This is a genomic window from Streptomyces sp. NPDC001270, from assembly GCF_042896695.1.
In the GTDB taxonomy this organism is placed as follows: domain Bacteria; phylum Actinomycetota; class Actinomycetes; order Streptomycetales; family Streptomycetaceae; genus Streptomyces.
The window spans coordinates 172,508-188,624 of sequence record NZ_JBIAXM010000001.1 but is presented as its reverse complement, the minus strand read 5'-3'; the positions used below and the strand labels follow the sequence as shown (position 1 = coordinate 188,624).

At 70.0% G+C, this 16,117-nt stretch carries 16 protein-coding genes; 2 read left to right on the top strand and 14 right to left on the bottom strand.

Going from position 1 to position 16,117, the window contains the following annotated elements; all coding sequences use genetic code 11:
* Positions 1 to 155 precede the first annotated feature (155 nt).
* Complete coding sequence (locus ACFY2B_RS00865) at positions 156 to 722, bottom strand: SMI1/KNR4 family protein (protein WP_390761012.1); 567 nt, start codon at positions 720 to 722, stop codon at positions 156 to 158.
* A gap of 298 nt (positions 723 to 1,020) precedes the next feature.
* Complete coding sequence (locus ACFY2B_RS00860; RefSeq protein WP_390761508.1) at positions 1,021 to 1,311, bottom strand: YccF domain-containing protein; 291 nt, start codon at positions 1,309 to 1,311, stop codon at positions 1,021 to 1,023.
* Between the two features lie 118 nt (positions 1,312 to 1,429).
* Between ACFY2B_RS00860 and ACFY2B_RS00855 the strand changes: the two genes are divergently transcribed.
* Positions 1,430 to 1,831 carry a YccF domain-containing protein gene (locus ACFY2B_RS00855; protein WP_390761011.1) on the top strand — a complete coding sequence of 134 codons (402 nt, stop codon included), beginning with the start codon at positions 1,430 to 1,432 and terminating at the stop codon, positions 1,829 to 1,831.
* A 374-nt stretch (positions 1,832 to 2,205) separates the two neighbouring features.
* Here the strand turns inward: ACFY2B_RS00855 and ACFY2B_RS00850 are convergent, their stop codons facing one another.
* Positions 2,206 to 2,334: a hypothetical protein gene (locus ACFY2B_RS00850; protein WP_390761010.1), complete on the bottom strand. Its 129-nt coding sequence runs from the start codon at positions 2,332 to 2,334 to the stop codon at positions 2,206 to 2,208.
* 263 nt (positions 2,335 to 2,597) lie between these two features.
* Between ACFY2B_RS00850 and ACFY2B_RS00845 the strand changes: the two genes are divergently transcribed.
* On the top strand, positions 2,598 to 4,106 hold the full coding sequence (locus tag ACFY2B_RS00845; RefSeq protein WP_390761009.1) for a recombinase family protein: 1,509 nt from the start codon (positions 2,598 to 2,600) through the stop codon (positions 4,104 to 4,106).
* 158 nt (positions 4,107 to 4,264) lie between these two features.
* On the opposite strand, the gene htpX is transcribed toward ACFY2B_RS00845, so the two are convergent.
* From htpX to ACFY2B_RS00790, 11 genes are all read right to left on the bottom strand, one after another.
* Positions 4,265 to 5,128 (bottom strand): zinc metalloprotease HtpX, encoded by an 864-nt coding sequence (gene htpX, locus ACFY2B_RS00840; RefSeq protein ID WP_390761008.1) that lies wholly within the window; start codon positions 5,126 to 5,128, stop codon positions 4,265 to 4,267.
* Between the two features lie 256 nt (positions 5,129 to 5,384).
* Positions 5,385 to 6,908, bottom strand: a complete 1,524-nt coding sequence (locus ACFY2B_RS00835; protein WP_390761007.1) for an NADH-quinone oxidoreductase subunit N — start codon at positions 6,906 to 6,908, stop codon at positions 5,385 to 5,387.
* The gene (locus ACFY2B_RS00830) at positions 6,905 to 8,533 is read right to left on the bottom strand and encodes an NADH-quinone oxidoreductase subunit M (protein WP_390761006.1); all 1,629 of its coding nucleotides are present in this window, start codon (positions 8,531 to 8,533) and stop codon (positions 6,905 to 6,907) included. The genes ACFY2B_RS00835 and ACFY2B_RS00830 overlap by 4 nt, the downstream gene beginning before the upstream one ends.
* A gap of 6 nt (positions 8,534 to 8,539) precedes the next feature.
* Positions 8,540 to 10,585 (bottom strand): NADH-quinone oxidoreductase subunit L, encoded by a 2,046-nt coding sequence (locus tag ACFY2B_RS00825; RefSeq protein WP_390761005.1) that lies wholly within the window; start codon positions 10,583 to 10,585, stop codon positions 8,540 to 8,542.
* A complete protein-coding gene (gene nuoK, locus ACFY2B_RS00820) occupies positions 10,582 to 10,962 on the bottom strand; it encodes an NADH-quinone oxidoreductase subunit NuoK (protein ID WP_390761004.1) in 381 nt (126 codons plus the stop codon). The genes ACFY2B_RS00825 and nuoK overlap by 4 nt, the downstream gene beginning before the upstream one ends.
* Positions 10,962 to 11,765, bottom strand: coding sequence for an NADH-quinone oxidoreductase subunit J (locus ACFY2B_RS00815; protein ID WP_390761003.1), 804 nt, complete (start codon positions 11,763 to 11,765; stop codon positions 10,962 to 10,964). The genes nuoK and ACFY2B_RS00815 overlap by 1 nt, the downstream gene beginning before the upstream one ends.
* Complete coding sequence (locus ACFY2B_RS00810; protein ID WP_390761002.1) at positions 11,762 to 12,328, bottom strand: NuoI/complex I 23 kDa subunit family protein; 567 nt, start codon at positions 12,326 to 12,328, stop codon at positions 11,762 to 11,764. The genes ACFY2B_RS00815 and ACFY2B_RS00810 overlap by 4 nt, the downstream gene beginning before the upstream one ends.
* A 2-nt stretch (positions 12,329 to 12,330) precedes the next feature.
* The gene (locus ACFY2B_RS00805; protein WP_390761001.1) at positions 12,331 to 13,299 is read right to left on the bottom strand and encodes an NADH-quinone oxidoreductase subunit H; all 969 of its coding nucleotides are present in this window, start codon (positions 13,297 to 13,299) and stop codon (positions 12,331 to 12,333) included.
* Positions 13,296 to 14,711, bottom strand: coding sequence for an NADH-quinone oxidoreductase subunit C (locus tag ACFY2B_RS00800; RefSeq protein ID WP_390761507.1), 1,416 nt, complete (start codon positions 14,709 to 14,711; stop codon positions 13,296 to 13,298). The genes ACFY2B_RS00805 and ACFY2B_RS00800 overlap by 4 nt, the downstream gene beginning before the upstream one ends.
* The gene (locus tag ACFY2B_RS00795) at positions 14,711 to 15,469 is read right to left on the bottom strand and encodes an NADH-quinone oxidoreductase subunit B (protein ID WP_390761000.1); all 759 of its coding nucleotides are present in this window, start codon (positions 15,467 to 15,469) and stop codon (positions 14,711 to 14,713) included. The genes ACFY2B_RS00800 and ACFY2B_RS00795 overlap by 1 nt, the downstream gene beginning before the upstream one ends.
* Positions 15,460 to 15,858 (bottom strand): NADH-quinone oxidoreductase subunit A, encoded by a 399-nt coding sequence (locus tag ACFY2B_RS00790; protein WP_390760999.1) that lies wholly within the window; start codon positions 15,856 to 15,858, stop codon positions 15,460 to 15,462. Before ACFY2B_RS00790 ends, ACFY2B_RS00795 begins: the two co-directional genes overlap by 10 nt.
* Positions 15,859 to 16,117 lie beyond the last annotated feature (259 nt).

Here is a 16,117-nt window from a genome sequence, read left to right as displayed (position 1 = left end):
GCACCACCCCGTGCCCGGTCGAGGAGCGCGCTCCGGCCACTGCGGGTGCGCTCCGATCGTGGCGGACCGGGAGCGAGCCGAGCCGAACCGGGTGAGGCCCGGAAAGTCACGTTTTGACCGCTGTCAGGTGGGGTGGTCCGGCGGTGGCGGCTGGCTCAGGAGGTCCGCGCGGGTGCCGTGCGGCTGTGGAAATCGGCCCACGGCCGGAGGTCCATGCCGTCGTTGCTCTCCTCGTACCAGCCGGTTCCGTCGAGCCAGGTGCGCAGCCAGTCAGTGAGGCTGGGCGCGTCCACGTACCAGGCGTGGCCGGCGTCGTCGGCGTTCGGCTCGTAAAGCAGGACGGTGGCCTCCGGGGCACGGCAGTCCACGCAGGCGAACATCCCGCACCCCCAGTGGGATATCGGCAGCACGCCCTCGGGCCAGGGCCAGTCCGGGTCCTTGCGGGCCTCCTCGCGATGGGCGACGTACTGGGCGACGGCGGCCGGTTCGCCCGAGGGCGGGCTGTCGAGCAGGGGCAGCAGGCCGTATTCGGGGCCGAAGCCGCCGTCCGCTATACGGCAGTAGAGCGAAGCGAGCAGCGGCGGCAGGGCGAAGCCCAGAGCGGCCTCCGCACGGGCCGGTGCGGCCGCGTCGACGGGGTCGGGCAGCGAAGGCCAGCCCCACGGACGGGAGATGCGGGCCTGCGCGGCCACCCGGGTCAGCAACTGCTCGATCTCGGTCATGGCTTCATGATGCAGGCCGCCTGTGACAATCGGGCGGGCCTGTGGACAACTTCGGACTTGTGGAAAACCGCGGGTCGCGGAGGTGGGTGAGGGACGGTCAGGCCAGGAGTTCGCAGGGACCGCGGGCCGTTTCAGGATCGGCGCGGCTGCGCAGGCGGGGGCCTTCTCGGCGTCCGCCGACCAGGTCAGGAATACCTGGGGTGCGCCCATGCCGTCCGACCCCATGACGGGTGCTCGACGGCGTGCTCCGGCGTCCCTCCCGCAGCTCCCCTCCTCAGCCTGCGGTCATTCGTCCTGGTCAGCGCGTCGCGAACGGCTGGTCCGTAGGGACGATCTCACGGCCCAGCGGAAGCAGGGACACCGGAATCAGCTTGAAGTTGGCGATGCCGAACGGGATGCCGATGATCGTGACGCAGAGGGTGATGCCCGTGACGACATGGGCGAGGGCCAGCCACCAGCCCGCGAGGATCAGCCACAGGACGTTGCCGATGCAGGACGGAGCGCCGGCGTCCCGTCGTTCGACGGTCGTGTAGCCGAAGGGCCACAGTGCGTAGACGCCGATACGGAACGCCGCTATGCCGAACGGGATCGTCCCGGAACGTTCCCGATCACGCTACAAGGTCTCTGCGGTTCCGCCTGAACGCATGACCAGCTGATACTTGTGGTAGCAGGCAGTGCCGACGGAACGACCTGGAGAGGTACCGATCATGAAGCTGTTCAACCTGCTGCTCAACATTCTGTGGCTGGTCTTCTGCGGTATCTGGATGGCGATCGGCTATCTGATCGCGGCTCTGGTCTGCTTCGTCTTGATCGTCACCATCCCGTTTGGCATCGCTTCGCTGCGTATCGCGGGTTTCGTGCTGTGGCCGTTCGGCCGGACCACTGTCGAACGGCCGGATGCCGGAGCCCCGTCCTGCATCGGCAACGTGATCTGGGTGATCTTTGCGGGGTGGTGGCTGGCGCTGGGGCACCTGATCACGAGCATTCCGCTGTTCTTGTCCATCATCGGCATCCCATTCGGATGGGCCAACCTGAAACTCATTCCGATCTCACTCATGCCGCTGGGGCGCGAGGTGGTTTCCACGGATCAGGCTTTCGGCAGTCGTTAGACTGAAACGCCCTGCTGCGTCTCGGTGACAGGCAGCAGCACTAACGTGTTCGCCACGCAGCCGGCTATTCAGCTCGTTTGGCACGCCCCCTGCGAAGTCTGTCCCACACCAGCATCGGCAGCGTCGCTCTCGACACGGGCCAATACCGCAGCTCCATACCCAGTGACGACCAGAGCGGACTCGTTTGCCGACGGGCTCGGGTGCCGTTTCGAGATCGCGCCTCATGCTCAATGCCGATGACACATCTCGTGAACGAAGCCAGAACAGGTATCTTCATGGCGCGCGCCCGGGCCAGGAGAAAGCCTCGCAGGCCGCCCTGGCACAGCTTTCCAGCGGCCCGCGGGCGACAGTGGTTTGGTGCGTACTGTCTCGTGCTATGCCGGCGATTGGCGTTCGCCCTCTTGTACGTCTTCCAACAGTTCACGGAGCGCGGCGAGGTTGTTCAGGCGGAGGGCAGTGGTGGGGTGGTCGGAGCCGAGGGCGGCCTCGGTGATGTCTGACACCGCTGTCCTCCGGACACCTGACAAGACGCTGTCTCCGGCCGAGCGCGCGCTGTTGCTGCGGATCCTGTTCGGACCACAGAGGCGCGACCTTCGACATGCACATTCCCCCGACGCAGCGTCAGATGGGAGATTGGTCTCGGAGTTAAGACAGGCGCCCCGGCAGCGGCTGGTACCGCCCCGGGGCCGGCCGACTGATTGGGAGGCGACGTGTCCAATGAAAGCACAGCACAGCCCTGCCCTCAGTCATCGAGACCACCGCACGGATGGTCCGCACACGTACGCTGCGGGCTGTCGACTACCTGCGCGTCTCGACTGAGGAGCAGAAGAAGGGCTACGGCGTAGCCAGGCAGAGCCGGAAGACCACTCGTCACATCGTGCTCAAGCAATGGGCGCATGTCGGGACCTACAAGGACGAGGGAGTGTCTGGCTCCCTGGAAGCCGCTGACCGTGGCGATCTCAAGCGCCTCATGGACGACGCTCAGCAGACTCCACGCCCCTTCGACATCGTGCTCGTACCTGACGGCCGTGTGATCGGACGCAAGGGCCGTGCCTTCTGGCGCTGGGTCTGGGCCCTCGAACACATCGGCGTTTACATGGCAGTCGTGGCAGACGACTACGACAACACCACAAGTGAGGGGCGCAAGAAAATGCGCCGTGACGCCGACAACGCCGAGACCGAGTGGGAGACGATCCGGGACCGTACTCAGGGCGGGTTGCAGGAGAAGGCGGAACTGACGCCGGCCGCGCACATCGGCGGACGCCCTCCCTACGGATACCGCATCGCCGACAAGGGGACGCCTGGTTCGTACTTAGTGGTCGACGAGGACGAGGCGAAGGTCATCAGACGTGTGTGTGACCTTGTCGTGGGCGAAGGGCTCAACCTTCGCAAAGCCACAATCCGTCTTAACGCTGAAGGCGTCACGGCACGTTCAGGCAAGACATGGAATCGTGACAACCTCCGCGACCGCGTGATGTCGGCGCCGGTTCTCGATGGCGTGATTGTCTTCCGTGGGAAGCACGCCAGGACCGACGAGAGCGGCAGTCTCATCTGGGGCGCCTCCGTCAGGATTGAACTGCCTCGGATCCTGACCGAGGAACAGAGCGTTGAGCTACAGCGAAAGGTCGCCGCGACCGCAAAGCACAGCAGCGGGCAACGTTGGTCCTACCCACTGAGTGGCCGGGTCGTGAGCCTCTGTAGGAGGACGTACACCGGAATCAGCTACGCATCTGAGCGGGAATGCGCCCGGTTCTACCGGTGCACCGGTGCTGCGCCTAAGGATCTCAGCCAGAAGCCCTGCGGCTGCTCCCGCATTGACGCCGATGCGCTTGAGAAGCACGTATGGAAACACGTCACCGAGATCGCAAGCGACAGCGAAAAGCTTCAGGAACTGGCTGCCGAGTGGATCGGCATGGCGGAAGGGGACACAGCCGCCCTCGTGGACCGGATCGCAGATCTTGACCAGCAGATCGAGGGGATGAACTCGTCGATTGCTGCCGTCATCGTCGCCACTGCCAAGCAGAGCAAGCCGTCGGACGCCATTGAGGCGGCCACAGCCGTACTGAACGAAGAACTCCAACAGCTTCAGAACCTGCGCGGCGAGGCGGCCGAATGGCTGGCAGAAATGGAGGGAATCGGATCAGCGCGCCCGCGATCTCATCGCGCTGGCGGCCATGGCACGCAAGTCATTCCCAGACATGGCCCCCGAGCAGCAAGCGGCCATTTTGTCCATGCTGGAACTGAAGGTGACGATCACCGGCCCGGTACTCGATGATCGGCGCGGCGGTGTCCCCTGCACCGTGCGGGCCTGGTACGCCGCTACCGGCCTCGGCATCCCCGCTGCCGCGCTCTCCGACGCAGAATGGGCCAAGATCGCTTTCCTGCTCCCGAAGGGGCGCAAGGGCACGGTCCGCCGGTCCGTGGACGCGGTCTTCACCGGGTACGACCTGCCATCTTTTCGAGCCGGGCGATACGGTCCGCCATGGGCGGATGGGTCGAGAACATCTTGGACAGTCCCTGGCCGGGACGGAAGGGGTTCGCGATCATCATGTGGCTCGCCGTCTCGATCCTGGGCTCGGGCGGCAGGGGCAGTTGCTTGGTGCCGGCGTCGAGTTTGCGCAGGGCGCCGGCGAGGGCGAGCGGGTCGCCGGTGAGCTGGGCACCGGAGGCGTCCGCCTCGTACTCCCTGGATCTGCTGATGGCCAGCTGGATGAGGCTGGCGGCGAGCGGGCCCAGAATGATGATCAGCAGCATGCCGAAGATGCCGGGGCCCTCGTCGTCGTCGGAACGGCCGACCGGAATGAGCCAGGCGAAGTTGACCAGGAACATGATCACCGAGGCGAGGGCGCCGGCGACGGACGAGATGAGGATGTCCCGGTTGTAGACGTGGCTGAGTTCGTGTCCGATGACGCCGCGCAGCTCGCGTTCGTCCAGGAGGCGCAGGATTCCTTCGGTGCAGCACACGGCGGCGTTGCGCGGGTTGCGGCCGGTCGCGAACGCGTTGGGTGCTTCCGTGGGGGAGATGTACAGGCGGGGCATGGGCTGGCGGGCCTGGGTGGACAGCTCACGGACCATCCGGTACAGGGCCGGGGCCTCGAATTCGCTCACCGGGCGGGCACGCATCGCGCGTAGCGCCAGCTTGTCGCTGTTCCAGTACGCGTACGCGTTCGTGCCCAGGGCGATCAGAACCGCGACGATCAGGCCCGTGCGGCCGAAGAAGCTGCCGATGACGATGATGAGTGCGGACAGTCCCCCCAGGAGTACTGCGGTCCTGAGCCCGTTGTGCCGGCGGTGCACGGTACGCCCTCCAAATCGTGCAGCAGGGGAACCCTTTGCTTGCTGGTGCGTGCTTGCTGGTGCGGTTGCTGGATCTCCGTAGCCACTGGTGCCGTGGTGTCACGTCCAGTGGACCCTCCCGTACTGGTCAACGCCAGGCGGCAGCCGCTAGTTCCCTTACGGGGGCGCGGGCAGGCGTCGGCCGTCCGGGTGAGGACGGCCGATGTCCGGGGACGTGCGCCGGGCCCGGCCGCTCCACGCGCGCGGGCGGGGCTGTTCAGAACAGGCCGGTACCGGCGAAGCGGAGTACCAGTTGGGGCGCTCCGGAGAGGGCGACGCCGAGGGCGCCGGTGAGCGCGAGGGCGGCCGTGAGGGGGGCGGGGACCTGGTGTCGCGCGGGCTCGCCCTCGGGCGCGCGGAACAGCAGGGCCGTCCACTGGAGGTAGTAGTAGAGCGCGATGACCACGTTCACGGCCATGACGACGGCCAGCCAGCCGAGGCCCGCGTCGACGGCGGCGGAGAAGACGGTGACCTTCGCGAAGAGGCCGATGACGCCCGGGGGCAGTCCGGCGAGGCAGAGCAGGAAGAAGGCCAGGAGCAGGGCGGTCACGGGGTTCGAGGCGTACAGGCCGCGGTAGTCGCTGACGCGGTTGCCGGGTTTCGCGCGGCCCACCAGGGCGGCGACGGCGAAGGCTCCGAGGTTGACGGCGGCGTACATGAGGGCGTAGGCGACCGTGGATCCGATCGATTTGCGGGCGTCCGCGGAGTATCCGGCGGCGGCGATCGGCACCAGGAGGTAGCCGGCCTGGCCGACGGAGGACCAGGCGAGCAGCCGTACCGCGCTGTACGCGCGCGTGGCCTGCTGCCGCAGGGCGCCGACGTTGCCGACGGTCATGGTGAGGGCGGCCAGCACGGCCATCGCGGGGCCCCAGGCGTCGGCGTACGACGGGAAGGCGACGACGGTGACCAGGATCAGGCCGGAGAATCCGACGGACTTGCCGACGACCGACAGAAAGGCGGCGACGGGCAGGGGGGCTCCCACGTAGGTGTCGGGCACCCAGAAGTGGAAGGGGACGGCGGCGGTCTTGAAGGCGAAGCCGACCAGGGTGAGAACGACGCCGGTCTGGGCGAGCGTGTGGAACTGTCCGTCGACGTGCTGGATGCGGTCGGCGATCCGGGTGAGGTAGAGGGTGCCCGTGGTGGCGTAGACGAAGCTGATGCCCAGCAGGGTGACCGCGGTGGCGGTGACCGAGGACAGGAAGAACTTCAGGGCCGCTTCGGAGGACCTGCGGTCGCCGTGCCGGATGCCGACGAGGGCGAAGGCCGGCAGCGAGGCGACCTCCAGGGCGACGACGAGGGTGGCGAGGTCGCGGGAGGCGGGCAGCAGGGCGGCGCCCGCGGCGGAGGAGAGCAGCAGGAACCAGAACTCCCCTTCGGGGAGTCTCCGGCGTCCGTCCTTGAGCGCGGTGACCGACAGCAGGGCGGCCAGGAGGGCGCCGCCGAGGACGAGGAACTGGATGACGAGGGTGAACCGGTCGGCCGTGTAGCTGCACAGGCGCGGGTCGCCGCTCTGGCAGAAGGTGCTGCGGTCGCCGTCGAGGAGCGGCAGCAGCAGGAGGGCCGAGACGGCGAGTCCGGCCACCGCGACCCAGCCGAGCACGGCCTTCTTGGCGTCCGGCACGAACAGGTCGGCGACAAGGATCGCGAGGCCGACGACCGCTGCGGCGGTGGGCGGGGCGATCGCGAGCCAGTCGACGGACTGGACCAGCGACTCGGCCAGGGGCTGGGCCGGATGGCTCATCGGGTGCCTCCTGCGAGGAACTGCTGCACGGCCGGGTCGGTCAGGCCGAGGAGGGCCCTGGGCCACAGTCCGGCCAGGACGGTGAGGACGACGAGCGGGGTCCAGGCCGCGAACTCGTACGGCCGGACGTCGGCGAGCTCAGGCGTCTGTCGCGGTGCGGGGCCCATGCAGACACGGCGGACCACGATGAGCATGTACGCGGCAGTCAGCAGGGTGCCGAACGCGGCGATCGCCAGGAACGTGAGGAACGCGGGGCGGCTGAGGCCGGCGGCGGGCCGGAACGCGCCGAACAGGGCCAGCATCTCGCCCCAGAACCCGGCCAGGCCGGGGAGGCCCAGGGAGGCGACCGCGGCGAAGGCCAGCAGGCCGCCGAGCCGCGGTGCCTTGCCGTACAGCGCGGCGCCCGGCAGGGATCGGTCCGGCGCGGCGGTGTCGCCCGGTGCGGGGCGCCGGTCGGGTGACGGGCGGGAGAGGGTGTCGAGGTCGGTGCTGCCCGTGCGGTCCTTGACGGCGCCGACCAGGAAGAACAGGAGGCCGGTGATCAGGCCGTGGGCGATGTTGGCGAACAGTGCGCCGTTGACGCCGGTCGGGGTCATCGTGGCGATGCCGAGCAGGACGAAGCCCATGTGGCCGACGGAGGAGTAGGCGATGAGCCGTTTGAGGTCGCCCTTCGCGCCCGGTCTGGCGAGGGCCAGGCAGGCCAGGGATCCGTAGATGATCCCGACGACGGCGAAGGCGGCGAGGTAGGGCGCGAAGGTCCGGAAGCCCTCGGGCGCGACCGGCAGCAGAATACGGACGAACCCGTACGTACCCATCTTCAGCAGGACGCCGGCCAGCAGGACCGAGCCGACGGTCGGCGCGGCGGTGTGGGCGTCCGGCAGCCAGCTGTGCAGCGGCCACATCGGGGTCTTGACCGCGAGCCCGATGCCGATCGCCAAAACGGCGATGACCTGCACGGATGTGGTCAGCGACCGGCCGTTGTCAGTGGCGAGTGCCATCATGTCGAACGTGCCCGCCTTGATTCCGATCAGGAGCAGGCCGAGCAGCATGACCACGGATCCGAGCAGGGTGAACAGGATGAATTTCCACGCGGCCCGGGTCCGCCCCTCGCCGCCCCAGCGGGCGATGAGGAAGTACATCGGGACGAGGACCATCTCGAAGGCGAGGAAGAACAGCAGCAGGTCGAGGACGGCGAAGGTCGCGAGGGTGCCGGACTCCAGCAGGAGCAGCAGGGCGACGAAGGCTTTCGGGGACGGGCCCGAAGGCATCTTGAAGTAGGAGTAGAGCGCGCAGAGGAAGGTCAGCAGCGCGCTCAGGACCAGAAGGGGGAGGGAGATGCCGTCGATGCCGAGGTGGATCCGCACGTCGAGTGCGGGGATCCAGCTGATGTCGGTCGTGGCCTGCATCCTCGACGGATGGCCGTGGTCGAAGCCGAGCGCCAGGACGATGGCGGCGGCAAGGATCGCGCCGGTCACGGTCACGCCGTGGCGTAGTACGGCCTGGTCGGGCGACTTCCCCTTCAGTCCGGGCGGTGCGGGCAGCAGAGCGGTGACGGCGCCGAGGAGCGGGCCGACGACGACGAACGCCAGAAGGAACTGCATCACGGACTCGTTGATACCGATCACGCCTGCTCACGCTCCCGTGGCGACGAGGAGGACGGCGACTGCCAGGACGACGGTGCCGGCGAGCAACGCGCTCACATAGGTCTGTACGTTGCCGGTCTGGGCGCGCCGTACGGCGGCCCCGAGCAGGCGGGGCGCTGCTGCCGCGCCGCGTACGTAGGTGTCGACGACCTCACGGTCGAGGAACCGGACGAGACTCGCTCCGGCCTGGACCGGGCGGACGAACAGGACCGCGTACAGGGTGTCCACATGGAAGCCGGCGGCGGCGTGCCGCTGCAGCGGGCCGAGCAGCAGCCGTCCGGGGTCGGCCGGGTCGGGGGCGTGGGCCGCGTCGCCGTGGGCGGGCGGAATCGGAAGAGGCGCCGGGTGGCGGCTCGTTGCGGGGTGGTGCTCGGGTGACGGGCCGGCCATGGTCTCTTCCTCGACGAGTCCGGCGGCGGCCTCGGGGTGGGCGGCGACCGCTCCCGTCGGGGTACGGGCGGCCAGGGCGCTGGTGCGCTGCCAGGCACCGTAGGTGACGAGCACGCCGACCAGGGCGAGGCCGGTGGAGAGCACCGAGGTGGTGAGGGTCGGGGCCAGGCTGCCGCCGTCGAACCAGTCGGGCAGCAGGCGGAACGCCAACCCGCCGAAGGCGAGCGACGGGACGGCCAGCACCCACAGGACGACGGTCATGGTGAGCGGCTGCTTGCCGTGGTCCGGGGCCTCGGCTCCCCGGCCACGGAAGGCGAGCAGCCACAGGCGGGTCGCGTACGCGGCGGTGAGGAGGGCGGTCAGCAGGCCGGCGACGAGGACGATCCAGCCCGCCGGGCCGGGGGCGTGCCCGGTGTGCCCGGTGGCGACGTGCTCGGCGGCGCCGAGGACGGATTCCTTGGAGAAGAAGCCGCTGAAGGGCGGGATCGCGGCGAGCGCGAGGAGCGCCACGGTCATCGTCCAGTAGGCGTCGGGGACGCGGTCGCGCAGCCGGCTCATGCGGGACATGGCGGCCAGTGAGTTGGTGCCGGCGGCGTGGATGAGCACGCCGGCGGCGAGGAACAGCAGTGCCTTGAAGGCGCCGTGGGACAGGAGGTGGAAGACAGCGGCAGCGCGGTCGCCGACGGCGAGGGCGCCGGTCATGTAGCCGAGCTGGCCGATCGTGGAGTAGGCGAGGACGCGTTTGATGTCGTCCTGGGCGAGCGCGGCGAGCGCCGAGCCGGCCATGGTGACGGCGGCCATGACGGCGAGGACGACCATCGCGGCCGAGGATGCCTGGAAGACGGGGAGGAGACGGGCGACGAAGTAGACACCGGCGGCGACCATCGTCGCGGCGTGGATCAGCGCGGAGACGGGTGTGGGGCCCGCCATCGCGTCGGGGAGCCAGGTGTGCAGCGGGAACTGCGCCGACTTGCCCGCCACGCCCGCGAGGAGCAGGAGGGCGATCAGGGTCGGGTGGTCGAGTCCGCCGCTCGTGACGGTGCCGAGGACGCGGGTGATGCGGAAGGACCCGGCGTCGGTGGCGAGCGCGAACAGGCCGATGAGGAAGGGCACGTCACCGAGCTTGGTGACGAGGAATGCCTTGAGGGAGGCGGCGCGGGCCTCGGGGGTCTCCCAGTAGTGGCCGACCAGGAAGTAGGAGCAGATGCCCATGACTTCCCAGCCGACCAGCAGCACGATCAGGTCGCCGGAGTAGACGACCAGGAACATCGCGGAGGTGAAGAGGGAGACGAGAGCGGCGTACGAGGGGTAGCGCGGGTCGTCGCGCAGGTAGCCGGTCGAGTAGATCTGCACGCAGGTGGCGACCACGCCGACCAGGAGGGCGACGAGGGCGGCGAAGCCGTCGATGTGCAGGGCGAGTTCGACCGGGACCGAACCGGTGGGCGTCAGCTCGGTGGCGGAGTCGAGCGCGTGGCCGCCGCCCTGGCGCACGGCGACCAGCACGGCCAGTACGAGGGAGGCGAGGGTCGGCAGGACGGCGAGCGGGCGGACGAAGCCGGGGGCCGTGCGGCCGAACAGCAGGCCGGCCACGGCACCCAGGAAGGGCAGGAGGGGGACGAGAACGGCGAGGGTGGTCGTGGTCACGCGGTGGCCTCAGCCTTCTCGGCGGCGGAGGCGCCGCTGTCGGGGCCGTCGCCCTCGGGGCCCTCTGCGGTGTCGCGGAGCCGGTCGATGTCGGAGGTGCCGCGGTTGCGGTAGACGGCGAGGACGATCGCCAGGCCGATGCCGATCTCGGCGGCGGCGATGGCGATGGTGAACAGGGTCAGGGCCTGGCCGGAGTGCAGGGTCTCCTTGGCGGCCTTGCTGAGCCAGACGTCGAAGGCCACCAGGTTGAGGTTGACGGCGTTGAGCATCAGCTCGACCGACATCAGGACCAGGACCGCGTTGCGGCGGGCGAGGACGCCGTACAGGCCGGTGCAGAACAGGAGGGCGGAGAGCACGGCGGGATAGACGAGGTGCATCAGCGGGCTCCTTCGGCTTCCCCGGCGGCGGGCCGGCCGTCGCGCTCGCCCGCAGCGGGCCGACCATTGCGCTCCCCTGCGGCGGGCCGGCCGTCGCGGGTGCCGGAGGCGGACCGACCGTCGCGGGTCCCGGGGGCCTCGCGGCCGAAGGGACTGTTCGGGCTGGTGGGACGGCTCGCGCCAGTGGGACCGTTCGGTGCGGTGGGACCGTTCGGTGCGGTGGGACGGCCGGTGGGAGCGATGGGGCCGGTCGTGTCCGCGTCCGCGTTCGCCTTCGCCTTGCGGGACAGGACGATCGCGCCTACCAGAGCGGCGAGGAGGAGGACGGACAGGGCCTCGAAGGGGAGGACCCAGTGCCGGAAGAGGCTCTGGCCGGTGACCTTCGCCGATCCGGCGGCGGCGCCGTCCAGGTCGATCCAGGTGCTGCGGAAGGCGTCGACGACCACCCACACCAGGGCGGCCGCGGCGGCGACGGCCACGGCGAGGGCGGCCCAGCGGTTGCCGGAGTCGGCGTCCGGGGAGCGGCCGATGGGGGCCTTGGTGAGCATCAGACCGAAGAGGAGGAGGACGACGACGGAACCGACGTAGATGAGTACCTGTACCCAGGCGATGAACTCGGCGGTCAGCAGGAGGTATTCGACGGCGAGGCCGCCGAGGGTGACCACGAGCCACAGGGCGGCGTGCACCAGTTGCCGGGTGGTGACGGCGACGAGCCCGGCGCCGAAGGTGACCAGGCCGACGAGGACGAAGGCGATCTCGACTCCGGTCGGGGAGAGGAAGCCGTGCGGCGCGGCGGGGCTCACGTGTCTCCCTCCCCGGGTTCGGTCTCCGTGGGCTCGCTCCGGGCGGCGGCCAGCTTCTCGGCGGTCTTGCGGGCGGCGGCGATCTCCTTGGGTTCCTCCGCGGCGGCGTCCAGGGCGGGCGGCGGCGGGACGGTCCACATCCACTCGCGGAGCTTGTCGCGTTCGTGGGTGAGTTCGCGGATGTCGGTCTCGGCGTACTCGAACTCCGGGGACCAGAACAGCGCGTCGAAGGGACAGACCTCGATGCAGATACCGCAGTACATGCAGAGGGAGAAGTCGATGGCGAAACGGTCGAGGACGTTGCGGCTGCGCTCGCGGCCGCCGGGGGTGGCGGCGGGGACCGTCTCCTTGTGGGAGTCGATGTAGATGCACCAGTCGGGGCACTCGCGGGCGCACAGCATGCAGACCGTGCAGTTCTCCTCGAACAGTCCGATGACGCCCCGGGTGCGGGGCGGCAGGTCGGGCTGGACGTCCGGGTACTGCTCGGTGACGGTCTTCTTCGTCATCGTGCGCAGGGTGACGGCCAGGCCCTTGGCGAGGCCGCTGCCAGGGAAGGGGGCCATGGCTACTGGATCACCACCTTGACGATGCCGGTGAGGGCGATCTGGGCGAGGGAAAGGGGGACGAGGAGGGTCCAGGAGAGCTTCTGGAGCTGGTCCTCGCGCAGCCGCGGGTAGGTGACGCGGAGCCAGATGACCACGAAGGCGAGGATCGCCGTCTTCAGCAGGGTCCAGACCCAGCCGAGGCCGTCGGCGCCCCAGGGGCCGTGCCAGCCACCGAGGAAGAGGACGGTGGTCAGACCGCAGAGGACGATGATCCCGGCGTACTCGGCGAGCAGGAACAGGGCGAAGCGCAGGCCGGTGTACTCCGTGTACGCGCCGAAGATGATCTCCGAGTCGGCCACGGGCATGTCGAAGGGCGGTCGCTGGAGTTCCGCGAGGCCGGCGACGAAGAAGACGATCGCGCCGACGAGCTGCCAGGGCAGCCACCACCACTCGAAGGCGTGGAGGATGCCAGGAAGGGAGAGGGTGCCGGCCGCCATCGCCACGGAGGCGGCGGCGAGCAGCATCGGGAGTTCGTAGGCGAGGAGCTGGGCGGCAGTGCGCAGGCCGCCGAGGAGGGAGAACTTGTTGGCGCTGGCCCAGCCCGCCATGAGCGAGCCGAGGACGCCGACGCCCATCACCGCGAGGACGAAGAAGACGCCCGCGTCGAGGACCTGGCCGACCGCGCCTTCGCCGGGGCCGATCGGGATGGCGAGCAGGACGAGCAGATACGGGAGGAGGGCGACGGCCGGGGCGAGTTGGAAGATGCGGCGGTCGGCGCCGTTCGGGACGACGTCCTCCTTCTGCGCGAACTTCACTCCGTCCGCGATGAGTTGGGCCCAGCCGTGGAAGCCACCAGCGTACATCGGGCCGAGGCGGCCCTGCATGTGCGCCATCACCTTGTGCTCGGTCTGCCCGACGATCAGCGGGAAGGCGAGGAAGACGACGAACACGGCGAGGAGTCGCAGGGCGACGTCCAACGCGCCGTTCACTGCGGGCCTCCTGTGGGGGTGTCGGGGGCGTTGTCCGGGGCGGGAGCCCCGGAGTCCGGGTTTTTGGAAGGGGGTTCCTCAGGAGGGAGTTCCTCGGAAGGGGATTCCTTGGGAGTGGGTTCCTCGGGAGGCGGGGGCTGCGTTGAGCCCGGCTCGGCCGCCGAGGGCGACTCGGCCGCGGAGGGCGCCCCAGCCGTCGAAGGCGCCTGTGCGGGAGCGGGGGTCCCGCCCGTCGCGGGTTCCGGCCCGGTCCCGGCGTCGGTGGGCTCAGCTTGTTGCGGCTGCTGTCGTTCCGGTTCGTCGAAGGCCGGGCGGGCGTGGTGCCAGGGCGCGTCCGGGCGACGGGGTGCCGTGGGCCGGGGGGACGGATGGTCGTCGGCCGTGCCGGGTGTCGTGGCTCCCGGCACCGGTTCCGATTGCGATCGCGGCTCCGACCCCGGTCCCGATTCCGGTCCTGGCCTCGGTTGCGATTCCGGCTCCGACCCCGGTTGCGATTCCGGCTCCGGCTCGGGGCGGGCGGCAGCGCGCTGCGAGGCGGATCCTTCGGATGCGCTGCGCGACCGACGCGGGGTGGCCGTGCCGGAACCCTCGGATCGTCGACCGGTCGTCGTCCCCGAGGCGCCGCCCGTCCCACGGGGCGCGGGCGTCTCGGCTTGCCCCGCCTCGGACGCACCGCCGACGGCCCCGGCGGAACCGACGGCCCCCGTCTGACTCGCGGACCCCTCCGCCGCCGTGCGTGCGCGGCGGGGCGGCCGTGACGCTGCGCCGCCGGGCCCGGCCGGGGCGGCGGAGGGTTCCGCCGCCGTGCGGGAGCGGCGGGCCGGACGGGCGGGGGCCGGTGGGAGCTGGCCCTTCAGGGGGCCCCAGTCGTTGGGGTCGGGGACACCCGGGGGGAGCATCTGGCGGCGCTTGGGGCCGCCGTGCTCGGATTCGCCCGGTTCCTTGGCGCCCGGCCATGCCTTGGCGACGCGGGCGGCCAGGACGAAGTCCTTGCGGAGCGGGTGGCCCTCGAAGGTCTCCGGGAGCAGCAGGTGGTCCAGGGCGGGGTGGCCTTCGAAGCGGACGCCGAACATTTCGTACGTCTCGCGCTCGTGCCAGGCCGCACCGGCGTAGACCCCGACGGCGGAGGGCAGCTCGGGCGCCTCGTGGGGGACGGTCGTGCGCAGCAGCAGGCGTCGCACCGGGGACAGGGCGACCACGTGCGCGGACACCCGGAAGCCCCTGCCCGGTTCGTCGACCGCGCTCAGCCAGTCGAAGTAAGTGCAGGTCAGGGTCGTACGCGCGGTGTGCAGAGCGGGGATCCAGGACTGCGGGGGCACGTCGACGGTGAGCACCTCGTACGACAGCTCCGCCGTGGCCTCGGGGCCGAAGAGTTCCTCGACGGGGGCGGGTAGCCAGCCGACGGTGGTCATCACGCGTCCCCCTCCTCGGTCGACGGACACTCCGGCTCCGCGGTCGGCGGACGCACGGACTCCGCGGCCGGCGGACGCACCGGCTCGACCGTCGGCGGACGTACCCGTTCCGCCGTCGGCAGGCTCGCCGGCGCCGCGGTCGGCGGGCGCACCAGCCCGCTCTGCAGGGTGGCGGCGGACGGCCGGGAGGCGCCGTACCGCTCCCCCAGCGACTCCCGGGCGATCTTCTCCTGGAGCTTGAGGATCCCCTGGAGCAGCGCTTCGGGGCGTGGTGGGCAGCCGGGGACGTAGACGTCCACCGGGATGATCTGGTCGACGCCCTTGGTGACGGAGTACGAGTCCCAGTAGGGGCCGCCGCAGTTGGAGCAGGCGCCGAAGGAGATGACGTACTTCGGCTCGGGCATCTGCTCGTACAGGCGCTTCACGGCGGGCGCCATCTTGTCCGTGACCGTGCCGGAGACGACCATCAGGTCGGCCTGGCGGGGGCCGGGCGCGAAGGGGATGACGCCGAGCCGGATGAAGTCGTGGCGGGCCATCGACGCGGCGATGAACTCGATCGCGCAGCAGGCGAGGCCGAAGTTGAAGACCCAGAGCGAGTAGCGGCGGCCCCAGTTCAGGACGATCTTCATCGGCTCGGGGGCCAGACGCGCCAGTGCACCGAGCCTCCCCCTGTCTTCGGCGGCGGGGAATCCGGGCTCGGGGAGCGGCACGGGCTCCGGAAGCGGCACGGGCTCGGGGGTGGTGGGGGTCACGTCCATGTCAGGACGCCCTTCTTGTATGCATAGAGCAGGCCCACGGCGAGGAAGCCGAGGAAGATGAACATCTCCACGAGCGTGGTCCCGCCGTAGCCGTCGGCGGCGAAGACGGTCGCCCAGGGAAACAGGAAGATCGAGTCGACGGCGAAGATCACGTACAGGAAGGCGTACACGTAGTAGCGGACCTGGGTGTGGGCCCAGCCCTCGCCCACGGGGTCGACGCCGCATTCGTACGTGAGCAGTTTCTCAGGGGTGGGGACGACCGGGCGCAGCAGCCGGCCGGCGCCGAAGGCGGCCCCGACGAAGAGCACACCCACCAGCGCGAGCAGTCCCACGACGGAATAGGACCGGAAGTAGTCCGCCGCGACGACCACCGTCGGGCCCCCCAACATCTCCCGCAACGTCCGTCCCTCGCTCCCTGACCTGTGAACTGAGTGCCTTGGTGATGCCTGCGATGCCTGTGATGGCCTGTGATGCGACACGATTCGACGGTCTGTACGCACCGGAGTCTAGGCCCTGTTAAAGAAGCGGTAAGCAGACTGTCTCGGACTCCGTCCGTCCCGCCCCACCGGCATGAGATCCATCCCGCCCCACCGGCAAGAGGTTCGTCTCGCCCACCGGCATGAGATGCGTCCCGTCCCGCCGGTACGA